The following is a 15,214-nucleotide window of genomic DNA, read 5'->3' on the forward strand; positions in this document are numbered from 1 at the left end:
TCATGTGATGGGGTATTTGATATAGGTGACGTTGTCACTTGGCGGCTTGAGCCACGCGTTTCTCCTGCTGTTGTAATTGATACATGGCACGATATCGTCCCTGTGGTAACGCCATGAGTTGGTGATGGTCACCCTGTTCGGTTAAGTGGCCATGATCCAATACCAGAATTTGATCGGCATGGCGAATAGTGGACAAACGATGGGCAACCACAATCAGCGTGACTTGACCTTGCAGATCGTTCAGCGCCCGCTGGACAACCTGTTCGGTCTCACTATCGACATTCGCGGTGGCTTCATCCAGTAACAACACCTTGGGTGAACCTGCCAAAGCACGGGCGATAATCAGTTGTTGACGTTGCCCGGTTGAAAGCCGCAAGCCGCCCTCGCCGAGCTGTGTCTGGTAACCCTCGCTCATGGCAATAATCACATTATGCAAATGGGCTTGACGAGCAGCAAGGCGTACTGCTGCCTCGCTTAAGTTCCGTCCCATATCGATGTTATCGAATATGGTAGTGGCAAGAATAAACGGATCCTGTGGAATAAAACTGACCCCTTGACGTAAGGCATCATGACTATAGTGATCAAGGGGATGCTCATCAATACAGATCGTGCCTGACTGGGGCTGATAAAAATTGAGTAACAGACTCATTAAGGTACTTTTACCACTGCCGGTATGTCCGACGATGGCAAAGAATTGTCCGGCATTGACTTCGGCATTGATATCCTGCAGCACCGGATGCTTATTTTGATAAGCAAAATTCAAGTTTTTGATACTCAGATGTCCGGCGTCAATCCGGGAAAAGGTGCCTTTTTCGGGCTTTACCGAAGATTCTTGCAGTAGTTCATAGACTCGGTTACCCGCTACAATGGCTTGCTGGTATAACCCAAAACGTTGGGTAATTTCGATCAATGGCTCTGAAAATCGTCCCAAATAGTTGAGGTAAGCGTATAGCACCCCGATTTCCGCAACTCCCTGAACTACTTGCAGACCAAAAAACCACACCACACCACCCAGCACCATAATGCTGAGTAAGTTGATTGCCGGGCGGAGCAGCAAGGATGAAATCGTCACGGTTTTCAGGCGGGTATCGTAGTAATGCGCATTGATCTGATCAAACTGAGACAGTTTCGCCTGTTGTTGATTCGTTGCCTGAATCACGGTCATACCGCTAATGGACTCATTCATTGTTGCGTTAATGTCTGAACGTAAACGGCGGCTGTCGGTGACGTTTTTGACACTGAAACGTTGATACAAATAAATTAATCCTATCACTGTCGGCAACAGCATGAGGGCGACCAGCATCAGTTGCATGTCCAAAATCGCCATGGCAATCAAAATACCAATCAGTAGAATGATATTGGTCAGAACATTGGATAAAAACTGCACGTAAATATCTTTAATTGACTCGGTATCATTGGTAATCCGGCTGACCAGTTGCCCGGTACGGGCATAATCGAAATACGACATTGGCAAAGACAGGACATGCTTAAACACCCGTTTGCGAATATCAAGCACCGCGAACAATGCCATATCCAAAAAACGCAGTGTTTGTCGATACTTGAGGTAAGTTCCCACGATTGTTGACAGAATAAACAGACTGATAATGCCGACAATCGGCCAGAACGGATAATGATCCGGCACAATAAAGTCATCGATGAACACTTTGCTCAATAGCGGGCCTAACACCTCAAATCCCGTTGCAATCACAACCAGAATTAAGGTTTTAATCAATAAAGCTTTGTCGGCGAAAACATAACTCATCAATAGGCGTAGTGAGCCAGCGTGTTTATCATCCCGCTTGGAATTCTTGATACTCATGAGGATGTACTCTCCATCGCCTGTTCCATCTGTTGATAGTCTGCCATTCGTGAATACCAGCCATCGCCCGCAATTAATTGTTGATGTTTGCCTCTTTCAATCACTTCACCATGAGCCATGACAATAATTTCATCCGCGTGTTCCACCGCAGATAAACGGTGACTGACAATGATGAGTGTCTGAGCTTTTCGTTGCCGCAGATGTTGAATGATGATTTTTTCCGTCCGGATATCAACGGCCGAGAGCGCATCATCCAGAATGAGGAGTGGTGCATCACTGATCAATGCCCGGGCAATCGAAATTCGTTGTCGTTGTCCCCCGGATAGGGTTACGCCGCGCTCTCCGACTGCGGTCTGATAGCCATCGGGGAACTGGCGGATATCATTATCAATCGCGGCCAATTTGGCGGCTTGATAGACATGTTCATCGGTGGCTGTGGGACGTCCCATCCGGATATTTTCCATAATCGTGGTACTGAACAGAAATGCATCCTGAGGAACATAAGCATAAAGTGCCCGCAGTTGAGTCAGCGGAATCTGACGCAGTGGTGTGCCACCGATTTGTATGGCACCTTCTCCGGATTCCCAGTAGCGCATCAACAGTTGGAGGAGTGTTGATTTCCCCGCACCGGTGGCACCGACAATCCCGAATACGCAGTTTTCCTTCAAACGAAACGACACATTTTTCAGGCTTGGCTGAGGGATGTCCGGATAATGAAATGTTAAGTGGCTGACCGTTACCCGATGTCCTTTGGGGGTGAACTGGCCGTGATCTTCGATAGTATCGGGTAAAGTGAGTAACTCATCGAGACGTTCGATAGCCGCATTCCCGCGTTGCAATATATTCATTAACCAGCCAAAGGCAAACATCGGCCAGATCAACTCTGACAAATACAATGTGAAACTGGTTAATTGTCCGACAGTTAAGCGGCTTTCGTGAATTTGCCAGCCGCCGGCAAGTAAGACGGTGAGTAAAGCAGCGCCAAGGCTCAACTGAATGATAGGGTCAAACAAGGCTTCAGAACGCTGCACTTTATAGGTGCTGTTGGCAGCCTGTTCTGCAATCTGGTTAAACTGTTCGGCTTCGATTGATTCTCTGCCCATCGATTTAATCATGCGAATGCCAGTCATGGCTTGTTGGGTCTGCTCATTCAATGAGGAAAAGCGGTCAAGTGTGGTTTTGAATTGGTGATGAATCCGGCTGGACAGACGGTAAAAGCCAATCCCCATGAATGGAAAGGGGAGGATGGCTAAAGCTGCCAACTGCCAGTCGATAAAAATAAACATCATCACGAGGACCAGGATAAAAGTCAGTAACCCGTCAAAGCCTGATAAGATCCCTTCACCCGCAGCGATTTCAACTGCATCAATATCATTGGTCGCGCGCGCCATCAAATCACCGGTTGAGTGGTGATTATAGAATGCCTGTCCTTGCCGGGTCAGACGCTGATAAAACTGCTGGCGTAAGAGATTGCCCAGTTTATAGGATGTGCCGAATAACATTCGTCGCCAGCCATAACGGAGCAGGTAGACGATAATACTGGCGAGCAATAAACCGAGTAGGTCGTATTTGGCTTGTGCCATGGTACGAGTTTCGAGCAGGTGGTCGATGGTTTGACCAATAAACCATGGAATAGCCATATTGATCAGCGCGACGATGACGAGCATAAGTAACGCGAATGTGTAAGTCAGCCAATAGCGGCGAAAGAACCATCCCAAGTGTTGAAATAATTGCATGTAATTTTTATCCGGATAAGCGTGTGAGCGTTGTTTTTTCTAGGCTGCTCATATTGAGTCGATTGCATTGTCTACCGGAACATTCTTACGTAAACCAAGTCACCTTGTCTAGGGACTGTTGACCTTTCGTGATGGTTTTTGCAGCAATTTGTCGTGCATTGAGTCAAGGCAGGTCATGTGAAGTGTAGCGCTCTACATGAACCATGACCTAACGCTGGATAAATGAGCGACAAATGCTGCCCAGAGGGTTCATCTGAACGAGTCTTGCTCTTTGTTACGGGTCATTTGCTTAGGATAGCTAAGCGGCATGCCCCGCGCCGCGATCAATACCCGTTCAGATTGAACAAAATTCAACCACGGAAGGTCAACCGCCCCTAGTCAGGCGTCCTGAACTTGCTTTTATGTGGTCGCATGGTTGGCATGATTGCGGTTGTTACGCGACTCAAAATTCCTTGGTCCTGAGCGTGCTTTGGTTGTGAAGTCGATGTTTTTTGGGTGTATCCCCGATACTTTGGGTATAGTAATCTTTTCTGCCTACCGTTAAACTTTGTCCAATTTTTTTATCAATCAGGTTGCTTTATGTTTACCCAAAGAATGTTGTTGAACCGTTTTCGTTGTGTTGTTGCACTGGTGTGCCTTGTCATGGTGACGGCCTGTAGTCGGACACCGGAGTTACAAAAGTTGGAAGGTTATGCGCAGGGAACAACCTATCATATCAGTTGGTGGTCTGAGTCGGGTGTTTCGAGCGATGAGATTCGTCCGCTGTTTGATCAGCAATTGGCAGGGATTGATAAAGAGTTATCGACTTATCGGAATGATTCTTATATTTCAAAATTTAATCAGAGTACCTCAACTCAGTGGCAACCGGCCTCAGATGATTTTTTACGACTCCTGAGTATTGCGCGGCAGATCAATCAGAAAACCCAAGGTTGTTATGATCCGACTATCGGGCCGCTATTCAATTTGTGGGGATTCAAAAAGCATGATTTCAAAGTGCCGGATAGTCAGCAAATCGCAGCTGTGAAAGCAGATATTGGGTTGGACAAAATTCAGGTTGATGAACAGGGCAAACGCATTCGTAAAACTTTGCCACAGGTGCGGATCGATTTTTCTTCGATGGGAGAAGGCTATACGATTGGGAAGCTCAGTGCGATTCTGGAATCTCACGGGGTTGTCAATTATTTGGTTGAGTTTGGCGGGGATATGAAAATCAAAGGCCACAAACCCGATGGTTCGAAGTGGCGCATTGCCATTGAACGCCCAGTTCATAAAGATGATGATATTCAGCCTTATAAAATAGTGACCATTCAGGACGAACAAGGAGTGACGCTCGATACATCAGGGACTTATCGCCGTTCTTTTGATGCCGATGGTCAGTCATACTCTCATATTCTTGATCCGCGCACCGGGGCTTCTGTGACGCATGATTTGGTGTCTGCTTCGGTATTCGGCCAGACCCCCGCAGAAAGTGACGCATGGGCCACGGCAATGTTATGTCTTGGGCCGAAAGCGGGGTATCAGGTCGCGCAGCGGGAAAATCTAGAGGTGTTCTTTATTCGTGCAGAACAAGGAAAATTTATTGATCAGCAGAGTTCGGCTCTCGAACATTCCAAACGAGTGATGTTCAATCAGGAATAATCCTGAGGATCATCTGCGAAAGAGCATATCGGTTAACACTTGCGATGCGTAATGGCAAATACAGGGCAACCTGAGGAAAAGGTAAAAAGTATGGCACATTTTACGGTGATTGGTTTAGGGCGATTTGGCGTGGCAACAAGTCTGGAGTTGATTAATCTCGGGCATACCGTAACCGGCGTCGATCGAAATCCGAAAATCGCTGAGTTGTATGTCGAAGAACTGACGCAATCAATCATTTGTGATGTGACCGATGAACACGCACTCAGAGAACTGGAACTGGCAGCGAGTAGTGCCGTGCTTGTTGCAATTGGTGAAGATCTGGAATCGAGTCTGCTGTGTATTCTGGCGTTAAAGAATCTGGGTGTAAAAGAGATTTGGGTGAAAGCCAGCTCTAGAGCCCATCATACCATTGTGTCAAAGCTCGGTGTGGCGAGGATTATTCATCCTGAAGAAGAGATGGGAGTGCGAATCGCACAAGCTCTGAATTATCCGATGGTGAGTAATTATCTGGCGATCGGCAATGGCTTATATGTGGTCGATATTGAGGTGAAGTCGGGACTGCATCACCAGCCGATTTCGAATTTGCTGGATAAAGCGCAAGGCAAGGTCGAAGCGATTTTGGTGAAACGCGGGCGGGAAACATTTACCCAGTTGACGCATGATTTTCTCTTACAGGAAAATGATACATGTTTGTTGTGCGGAAGCCGAGAAGCGTTAGAGCAGATTGCACCAAGGTTGGTGTGATATGGCATTATGGCAGCCCTCGACATCCCCGATAGTCAGAAGACCGAAAACAAGGCGAAAGATTGCAGCTGCGCCACCGATTGTCTTATGTGCCAGTTTTCTGTTGTTGATTTTATTGGGGACATGTTTACTGAAACTGCCGTTAGCGACAGTGACGCCAATCAGTTGGGCGCACAGCTTGTTTACGGCCACTTCGGCAGTGACTGTGACCGGACTCTCCGTTGTTGATACAGGAACCGAGTTTACCGGTTTCGGTCAGGTGATTATCGCTATATTGATTCAGTTCGGTGGGTTAGGACTGATGACCTTTGCGGTTGTGACGTTAATCGCATTGGGCGGTAAAATTAATTTCTTGCAGCGAACGGTGATCCGAGAAGCGTTCAATCAAACCGATGCGCCGACATTAGTTTCTACCGCCAAATCCGTTTTATATTTTTCTTTAATCGTCGAATCGCTCGGCATGGTTATTTTGTCGCTTCACTGGTTGCCGGAGCTGGGGTGGAAAACCAGTTTATTTCATGGTTTCTTTTATACCATCAGTGCGTTTAACAATGCCGGGTTTGCGCTGGATAGCCGTAATCTGATGCCGTATGTCTCGGATCCGGTCGTCAATCTGACGATTACCGGGTTGTTTATTATCGGGGGATTGGGATTTTCCGTCTGGCTGGATTTGATCCGTAATCGCCGCTGGGGGTCGTTGACCCCATACAGCAAATTAATGATCTCCGGGACGATTATCATTAACGCGGTGGCCGTGATTCTGATCTATTGTATTGAATACGATAATCCCCATACGCTGGCACCTTTGAGCCAAGCAGGGAAGTGGATGGCCTCATGGTTTCAGGCGGTGACACCGAGAACCGCCGGGTTCAATACACTGCCAATCGATCAACTTAAAGATGCCACCACATCCGTGATACTGGTGCTGATGTTTATCGGCGGCGGCTCAATGAGTACCGCCAGTGGCATTAAAGTGGTGACATTTATTGTGCTGATTCTGGCAACATATGGTTATTTGCGACGAGATTCAGCCATTCGGGTATTTAAACGAGAAATTCCCAAAGAAACGATCAATAAAGCATTGGCACTGACCGTTATTTCCATTGGTGTGAGCTGGATGGCTATTTTCGGTTTGTTGCTGAGTGAACATGCCCCGATGATTGATATTATTTTTGAAGCAATTTCGGCATTGGGAACGGTCGGACTTTCCAGAGGATTGACAGCGTCGCTGTCTGGTACCGGAGAGGTGATTATCATGTTAATGATGTTTATCGGCCGGTTGGGACCGCTCACGATCGCGTATTTTCTTGCCAGTCCCAGAACGCACCGTCTACGTTATCCGGAAACGAAACTGGTTATTGGGTAGCGGATAGGCAATCTGATGTGTTCGTTGATGTATCAACCATCATGTCTGCCTGAAGGAAGATCCGCGTATTTACGTTGATATCTGGCCTGCATACTGACATTGCCCAGTAAACCGCCTTGATGAATGTAGATCAGCGGTGTGTCAGGGTGTTTGGTTAACCAGCTTTGCAGGCAGCGCCACATCAGTGGGTCATAGAGTAAATCAAATTCGACACGGGTCTCGCGACAGAGATTCAGCCAGATCATGTAGTCTTCACGATACAACTTGCCGAAATGATGTTTTTGCGGCAGAGATAAAACTGTCGGGTAGCTGGTGGCTGCCAGCATATCCCACTGTTGCTTCAGGTAAGACTCACCACCGACACAGGCGCAGGTCAGCACTTCAATCTGATGCGCTGTCAGCTGCTGATGCAAATAGAGTGCTGTAGTGCCGGTGCCAGCGGGCAATGCGACGACAGGGCGTTCAATCCGGTGTTTATGGCACCAGGCGATGATTTCATCCCCGAGAGTCGCAATCCCCGGTTGAGCGGTATCACTCCGTCCGCCTTCGGGCAAAACCAGACAACGCTCATCAGGGCGACGAACGTGTTGAATATAATCATAAGGATGCATCGCTGAGGTTGGATGTTGTCCCGTGGGATAGATTGTTGCACCGAGTGCCAACGCTGCTTGGTAATTTCCCTGTGGATGTTCGGCTAACCACTGAGGAATATGATCAACGTAATATTCCAACTGCCAGCCTCTGAGTTGTGCCAGCGCGGCAAATGAGTAAAGAGAATTGGCTTGCGGAGAACCATAACTGATTAACGTGGTGATTTGAGGCAGAGCAGCATCAAGCAAAGTCATCAGTTTGCGGGCTTTGTTCCCTGAAAACTGAGGATGGAGTAAATCATCTCGTTTGAGATAGAAGTGCCTGCCGTCAAAGGTATGCTCGGTCATCGGGCTATGGGTCAATATATTCATGCCGGCAAGCATAGCTTGAGTTGTTCGCCACCACAAGGCGTACTCAAGGCAAAAAGCCAGACAAAAAAAAGCCAGTACAATCTGTACTGGCTGCTATAAATAGGAGTTAACAAGAAAAAGCAGTATTGACAAAAAAATCATTCAACGTTTCTGTCAATCTTGTTAAATCAGACTGGTGATGTCACAGATAGTTCCTCATATTTTTATTTTTTTGTTTGAATTCGCAGCATGAGTGAGGTGCTGTTAAATGAAATTCATATGTTTTTCAATGGAATAAATCTACTTTTAGCGTTGAAATCGGTAAAAAGAGATCCAACCACTCACTTTTTGAGGGGAAATATTAAGAAATAGGGTGAGATTTCGAGGCGAAACTTTTATTCTTACGGGGTTTTTTAAAGGAAGTTGAATATGATCATCAAACCTAAAATTCGTGGATTTATTTGTACGACAACACATCCAGTCGGATGTGAAGCGAATGTCAGAGAGCAGATCGCTTATACCCAATCACAAGGAAGCGTAGATAACGCGCCTAAGCGCGTACTGGTTGTCGGGTCTTCCAGTGGCTATGGACTTTCATCACGTATTGCTGCGGCATTTGGTGGTGGTGCGGCAACAATCGGCGTTTTCTTCGAAAAGCCGGGAACCGAGAAGAAACCGGGTACCGCAGGATTTTACAACGCTGCTGCGTTTGACAAATGTGCGCATGAAGCGGGTCTTTATGCGAAAAGCATTAATGGCGATGCGTTTTCTCATGAAGCAAAACAGAAAGCGATTGAGCTGATTCAGCAAGACTTGGGGCAGATTGATCTGGTTGTCTACTCTTTGGCATCCCCGGTCAGAAAAATGCCTGATAGTGGCGAATTGGTTCGCTCAGCGCTGAAACCCATTGGTGAAACTTACACATCAACTGCTGTGGATACCAACCGGGATGTCATTATTGAGGCCAGTATTGAACCTGCAACTGAGCAGGAAATTGAAGACACTGTGACCGTCATGGGCGGACAAGACTGGGAACTCTGGATCAATGCATTGAACGAAGCTGGTGTGCTTGCAGACGGTTGTAAAACCGTTGCATATAGCTATATCGGTACCGAGCTGACTTGGCCGATCTATTGGGACGGTGCGCTGGGTCGTGCGAAGATGGACTTAGATCGTGCTGCAACAGCGCTGAACCAGCAACTGAGTGCCAAACAGGGCTCGGCAAATGTTGCTGTCTTGAAATCCGTTGTCACGCAGGCCAGTTCTGCAATTCCGGTCATGCCGCTTTACATCTCGATGGTGTTTAAAAAGATGCGTGAAGAAGGCGTTCATGAAGGATGTATGGGGCAGATCTATCGTCTGTTCAGTGAGCGACTGTATCGCGCTGACGGTCAGGCACCGGCTGTGGATGACCACAATCGTCTGCGTCTTGATGACTGGGAGCTGAGAGAAGACATTCAGCAACATTGTCGTGATTTGTGGCCACAAATCACAACAGAAAATATCAAACAACTGACAGATTATGAAGCATACAAAGAAGAGTTTTTGAAACTGTTTGGTTTTGGTATTGATGGCGTAGATTATGATGCGGATGTGAATCCGGCCGTTGAGTTTGACGTGATTGATATTTAATCTGTTTTCGATGAAACACGAAAAAGCGCCATGATGGCGCTTTTTTTGATCCGGAATGACCGTGGTGTGGTGATCAATGATGCAGTGTTGAGCCGCATCGGAACAGGCGTTAACCTGATTGATTAACTTAATAGAATGATGACAGTGCCGGTCAGTGTCATCAGAATATTGGCAATGGTATAGGTGCCCGCATATCCGAGCGCAGGGATGGTTGATTTCGCATAGTCATTGACGATATCCATTGCCGGCGCGCAGGTTCTTGCACCAATAATGGCACCAAACAGCAACGCACGGTTCATTTTCAGGACATAAGCACCAATGAGGTAAGCGAAAAATACCGGGACAACACTGACCAGAAACGCCAGACCAATCACTTTGATACCGATTTCTGACAGGTGCTCAAACATACTGCCGCCGGCACTCAGCCCGATACCAACCATAAAGATCATCAGCCCGAGATCTTTGGTCATATTCAGTGCACCTTGCGGGACATAACCAAAGGTTGGGTGATTGGCCCGTAAAAAGCCGAGCGTAATCCCAGAAAGTAATAGCCCGACAGCATTCCCTAAACCAAAAGAGACTTGACCGAAGGTCATGGTAATCAGGCCGAGTGTAATGCCAAAAATGAAAAATGCACAAAAAGCCAGCAAGTCTGCCATTTGGCTGTGAATCGAAATGAAACCGATTTTATCCGCGAGCCCTTGTACCCGACTTTTTTCACCACTGACCTGAAGGAGATCGCCTTTGGTGAGCACAATATCTGAGTCCATTGGCATTTCAATCTGTGCCCGAACCACACGATTGAGAAAACAGCCATACTCAGAAAGGTTCAAGTCAGACAGCCGTTTTCCGACCATGCTGTCACTTTTGACCACGATTTCTTCTTCTGAAATGCGCAGATCAAGCAAGTTGCGGTCAAAAACTTCTTTACCGTTTCTGAAACTGGCATCCAGCCTGGCGTGACTGTCAGGGAAACCCACCAGCGCGATTTCGTCGCCTTCTTGCAAAATCGCGTCACCATCCGGATGGGCCAAAATGCCATTTCGTCGGATTCGCTCAATGTAACAGCCAGTTTGACGATAGATTCCCAGTTCACGAAGATTCCGACCATCAATCCAGTTCGTCAGTTCTTTTCCCACCCGATATGCGCGAATAATGGGTAAGTAGACTTTTCGTTGTCCGTTATGACCTAAACCGCGCTCCCGAGCGATTTGTCGGGCTGAATCTGAGAGATTTTGTTTTTGTAGTCTCGGCAGAAGCTTTGCGAACATAATCATACTGATGAGACCGATAAGATAAGCAATCGCATAGCCGACAGAGACATTCTCCAGAACGCGGGACATATCCATGTTTTGGGGAATTTCTGCCAGTCCGGAGCTTAAGGCATCTTGAGCGCCGACGAGAATCGGTGTGGAGGTGAGCGCGCCCGCCATCATCCCCGCAGACAGACCGTAATCCAGATGTAGGGCCTTGCCTCCGAAATAAGTGATTAGGTTGGCAATGATCAGGACCGTCAGACTTAAGATCAGATAGTGTTTCCCATCTCGGAAAAAGATCCCAAAAAAATTGGGACCCGCTTCGATACCGACACAGTAAATAAATAGCATGAAACCGATGGTAAGTGCTTCTGAGTTCAGAGAAAAACCCAGATGGCCCATGAGGAGCGAGGTCACGAGAACTCCGATGGAGTTGCCGACCTGTAGGCTACCGAAACGAATTTTCCCCAGCGCCAGACCGCTCGCCAGAACAACAAAAATAAGCAGAATAGGATTTTCTTTTAATAGCAGAACAACGTTTATATTCACAACTCGACTCAGGGATGTGGAAGAAAGATGGCGGACAAATTGTATCTGAAATATAAGAAAAAATAAGGGTATTTTTCAGGCTTTTTGGCACAAAGAAGAATTTTCATCTTCGTGAGGGGACGAGGGGAGAGAATCAATACGTCGGAGTGTCAGAAAAGTAAAACCTGCCAGATAATTGGCAGGTCAGCCAGGTCGTGATTATGCGTCAAACAGACCTAAATTTTCTTTAGCATAAGCTTCGAATTCAGTACAGCCACCAATATGAGTCTGGTCGATGAAGATTTGCGGTACGGTTTCAACGGGCTTACCTACGGTTTTTTCCAAATCAGCTTTACTGATGCCTTCTGCTTGGATATCAACGTAGCGGAAATTAAAATTGTCACGTTTTTCTTTCAACGTTTCTGCATGTTCTTTTGCCCGAACACAGAATGGGCAGCCGGGACGACCAAAGATCACTACAAACATAACTTTCTCCTTCATGTGTTGTTGGCGTAACTATGCCTGAAGTCACTTCGGAAATAAAGTTAGATCTACCTCTTGTTTTAATAGATTAAAACGATGTAATCGATGACCTACCACTGAAAAAATATGGGCCACAAATGGCCCATATGAGATGAAAATTTAAGGATATGATGTTCAGTGTCAGAACTGAGGCAATTTATCGTAGCGGGAATCTTTCAAGACATCTTTCACTCGTTTGAGGTTTTCCCGAAATCCTGAACCGCGACGTAATGTAAACCCGGTTGCAAGCACGTCAATGACCGTCATCTGAACCACTCTGCTTGCCATCGGCATATAGACATCAGTATCTTCCGGGACGTCAAGACAGATGGAGAGTGAACTGACCTGATCGAGCGGTGAGTCTTTGGCAGTGATGGCGATGACGGTTGCACCATTCTGTTTGGCGAGATGTGCGATCTCAACCTGACTCTTCGTCCGGCCAGTATGAGAGATCAGTACAACAACATCATTATCGGTGCAATTGATACAACTCATTCGCTGCATGACAATATCTTCAAAACAAGAGATCGGAATATTAAAACGAATAAACTTATTCTGCGCGTCACGTGCGACTGCGGAAGATGCCCCTAAGCCAAAAAATGAGATTCTCTTGGCTTGTGTCAGCAAATCAACGGCACGGTTAATTTGTGCGGCATCGATGCTGTTTTTGGCAACATCAAGGCAAGCCATGGTGGATTCAAAAATCTTATGCGTGTATGCATCGGGGCCATCATCTTCTTCGACATTACGGTTCACATACGGTGTTCCGTTTGCCAGACTTTGGGCAAGATGAAGCTTAAAGTCAGGAAAGCCTTTGGTATCTAAACGACGACAGAAACGGTTGACCGTAGGCTCACTCACATCAGCCATTTTGGCAAGGGTCGCAATACTGGAATGGATTGCAGTTTGCGGTGATGCCATGATGACTTCTGCGACTTTGCGTTCAGACTTGCTAAAATTTTCCAGATTTTTTTGAATTTTTTCTAATGTATTCATAGTGTTCACACGGGGAAAGAACATTTCAGGAATTCGACCTGATCACTGGCGATATCGAATCATGATACCCAAAGCATTCAACATTCATCACGAAGTGGGCATGGGAAATGAGTATAAACGTATGAGCCGGTAATTCTGTAACATTTCGGGTTATCAGATGATAAGAATATGACAGGCCTCAAACTAAATTTCATATGATCCCCTAATTTTACCGCTAAATCCGACAAAACAGTATTTCTCCAAGACAAAATGATTCATTTCTTACATCAGTCAGAAATAAAATTTCAGCAGATGTGATCGAGTGACCGAAAACAGAAGATGCATATTATATGTTGCTTGACAGAATGCTTTCTGCTGAGCGTTGGATTTGACGCAGTAATGTCGGGGCGAGTGTGGCAATATGCCGCTGTTCTTCTAAAACTGCATGTAAGATATCTTTTGTAGTTAACGGGTTGGCAAGCACGACACGGAAAACAATGGTATTGAGGTACTGCCAACGTTTTGGTGTCAGTTGCGTTCGGGAAACAAATGACTTTCCGGATTCTCTTTGCTTTTTCTGAATAAATTTTGTCAGTTCGTTCAATTGTTGATTGAGTTGGGCGAGCGTATCACCAGAGCTGTGTTGCAAGGCGAGACGTGCTTGTTGAGGAACATAACGATAAGTCAGTAAACACAGCTCAGGCTCTGAAACGAGTTCGAAGTCATCCTGCTGACCAATGAGATCGGCAAAATAAGCCGCTTTTTGAATACTTTCATTGATCAGCAATTCATAACCCGCACGACTGATGATATGCATACATGCATAAACCAACATTGCCATGCCGGAGCGGGAGCCTTCGAGTGTCCGGCTACCTAAATCTTTCGAGCCTTCGCGAAGAATATATTGGGCATGATGCTCAATCGCATGGCTTGATGTGGGTGATTTAAATATCACCATTCCAGCGCCCATCGGGAGGTAGAGTTGTTTATGGGCATCGATGGTCACTGAATCGGCTTGTTCGATACCGTTTAACAGATGACGGTATTGATGCGACATCAATGTTGCACCACCCCATGCTGCATCGACATGGAAATGACACTGTTCCTGCTGACAGATTGCGGCCATTTCAGCGAGCGGATCGATATTGCCTGTTTCCGTTGTCCCGGCAACACCGACCACTGCAAATGGTAAGATCTGTTGTTGCTTCAGCCGTTGAATAGTTGTTTTTAGCTCGTCGGGTATAATTCGATTATGTTCATCCGTCGGAATGACAACTAGACCTTGCTGGCCGATTCCCAGTAAATCCGCTGCTTTTTTTAACGAATAATGACCGCGTTCGGAGACCAGAATTGCTAATCCTTCATAGCCATAATGTTTCATGGCTCGGAACAGACCTTCCTTCTCGACCCCCTGAAATGTACCCTGAGCTTTGAGTGCATTATTGCGGGCGACCCATAGGGCCGTGATATTGGCGATCGTTCCACCTGAGCAAAATGCTCCCAGTGAATGGTTGGCACTATGCATCCACTGAGTATAGAACTCTTCATTACCCGCATAGATCAGTCGGTGTAACATGCCGATGACTTGACGTTCGAGTGGTGTAAAGGCTTTTGATGTTTCAATTTTGACTAGATTTTGATTCAGAGCAATCATGATTTTGGACAGCGGCATCAAAAAATAGGGGAGTGCCGATGTCATATGACCGATAAAGCTAGGAGCCGATGTATGAACCGACTGAGCAACGACCTTATCCAACAAATGCTGGGTATGTTCAGAGACAAATGTCGGTTGTTCCGGAATCTGTGAAGATAGGAAATCTTGCTCAATTGTTTTTAGCGGTTTTTCTTCGGAAACGATATGCTCTCGTAAGAACTGATTGAGGTTCTGAGAAATTTCTTCTTCGATTTGGGTCAGTGTGGACCCAGGACCTTCCGGTACGGTAAAAATTCGAAGCAGGCTATCAAAATTGGCTTCCGCTGTTTTGTTTTTTACAACCATAAAGCTATCAAATTGTGTCATGGCCTATTTTGGCGGGACAATCTAAACGAAAACCTAG

Annotated in this window: 11 protein-coding genes; 4 read left to right on the plus strand and 7 right to left on the minus strand. The window is 46.4% G+C overall.

Annotation, left to right across the window (positions count from 1 at the left end):
* Positions 1 to 34 precede the first annotated feature (34 nt).
* A complete protein-coding gene (locus tag MKS89_RS06715) occupies positions 35 to 1,819 on the minus strand; it encodes an ABC transporter ATP-binding protein (protein WP_072957101.1) in 1,785 nt (594 codons plus the stop codon).
* Positions 1,816 to 3,555 carry an ABC transporter ATP-binding protein gene (locus MKS89_RS06720; protein WP_072957103.1) on the minus strand — a complete coding sequence of 580 codons (1,740 nt, stop codon included), beginning with the start codon at positions 3,553 to 3,555 and terminating at the stop codon, positions 1,816 to 1,818. The genes MKS89_RS06715 and MKS89_RS06720 overlap by 4 nt, the downstream gene beginning before the upstream one ends.
* A 579-nt stretch (positions 3,556 to 4,134) precedes the next feature.
* On the opposite strand from MKS89_RS06720, the gene MKS89_RS06725 reads away from it, so the two are divergent.
* The 3 genes from MKS89_RS06725 to MKS89_RS06735 all read left to right on the plus strand — a co-directional run bounded on the left by MKS89_RS06725 (position 4,135) and on the right by MKS89_RS06735 (position 7,303).
* Positions 4,135 to 5,193 (plus strand): FAD:protein FMN transferase, encoded by a 1,059-nt coding sequence (locus tag MKS89_RS06725; protein WP_072957106.1) that lies wholly within the window; start codon positions 4,135 to 4,137, stop codon positions 5,191 to 5,193.
* 90 nt (positions 5,194 to 5,283) lie between these two features.
* Positions 5,284 to 5,937: a potassium channel family protein gene (locus MKS89_RS06730; protein ID WP_072957109.1), complete on the plus strand. Its 654-nt coding sequence runs from the start codon at positions 5,284 to 5,286 to the stop codon at positions 5,935 to 5,937.
* A 1-nt stretch (position 5,938) separates the two neighbouring features.
* The gene (locus MKS89_RS06735; RefSeq protein ID WP_072957112.1) at positions 5,939 to 7,303 is read left to right on the plus strand and encodes a TrkH family potassium uptake protein; all 1,365 of its coding nucleotides are present in this window, start codon (positions 5,939 to 5,941) and stop codon (positions 7,301 to 7,303) included.
* Between the two features lie 32 nt (positions 7,304 to 7,335).
* Here MKS89_RS06735 and MKS89_RS06740 read toward each other — a convergent pair whose 3' ends face one another.
* Entirely contained in the window at positions 7,336 to 8,265 is a 930-nt protein-coding gene (locus MKS89_RS06740; RefSeq protein WP_072957485.1) for a 1-aminocyclopropane-1-carboxylate deaminase/D-cysteine desulfhydrase, read from the minus strand.
* 408 nt (positions 8,266 to 8,673) lie between these two features.
* Here MKS89_RS06740 and fabV point away from each other — a divergent pair, with 408 nt between their 5' ends.
* Positions 8,674 to 9,876, plus strand: coding sequence for an enoyl-ACP reductase FabV (fabV, locus tag MKS89_RS06745; RefSeq protein WP_072957114.1), 1,203 nt, complete (start codon positions 8,674 to 8,676; stop codon positions 9,874 to 9,876).
* A gap of 122 nt (positions 9,877 to 9,998) precedes the next feature.
* Here the strand turns inward: fabV and MKS89_RS06750 are convergent, their stop codons facing one another.
* The 4 genes from MKS89_RS06750 to panP all read right to left on the minus strand — a co-directional run bounded on the left by MKS89_RS06750 (position 9,999) and on the right by panP (position 15,156).
* Entirely contained in the window at positions 9,999 to 11,681 is a 1,683-nt protein-coding gene (locus tag MKS89_RS06750; protein ID WP_072957116.1) for an aspartate:alanine antiporter, read from the minus strand.
* A gap of 198 nt (positions 11,682 to 11,879) precedes the next feature.
* Complete coding sequence (locus tag MKS89_RS06755) at positions 11,880 to 12,146, minus strand: GrxA family glutaredoxin (RefSeq protein WP_072957119.1); 267 nt, start codon at positions 12,144 to 12,146, stop codon at positions 11,880 to 11,882.
* Between the two features lie 177 nt (positions 12,147 to 12,323).
* Positions 12,324 to 13,178 (minus strand): MurR/RpiR family transcriptional regulator, encoded by an 855-nt coding sequence (locus MKS89_RS06760; protein WP_027694049.1) that lies wholly within the window; start codon positions 13,176 to 13,178, stop codon positions 12,324 to 12,326.
* A 325-nt stretch (positions 13,179 to 13,503) separates the two neighbouring features.
* Entirely contained in the window at positions 13,504 to 15,156 is a 1,653-nt protein-coding gene (gene panP, locus MKS89_RS06765) for a pyridoxal-dependent aspartate 1-decarboxylase PanP (protein ID WP_072957121.1), read from the minus strand.
* Between the last annotated feature and the right edge of the window lie 58 nt (positions 15,157 to 15,214).

Source organism: Vibrio gazogenes, from assembly GCF_023920225.1.
In the GTDB taxonomy this organism is placed as follows: domain Bacteria; phylum Pseudomonadota; class Gammaproteobacteria; order Enterobacterales; family Vibrionaceae; genus Vibrio; species Vibrio gazogenes.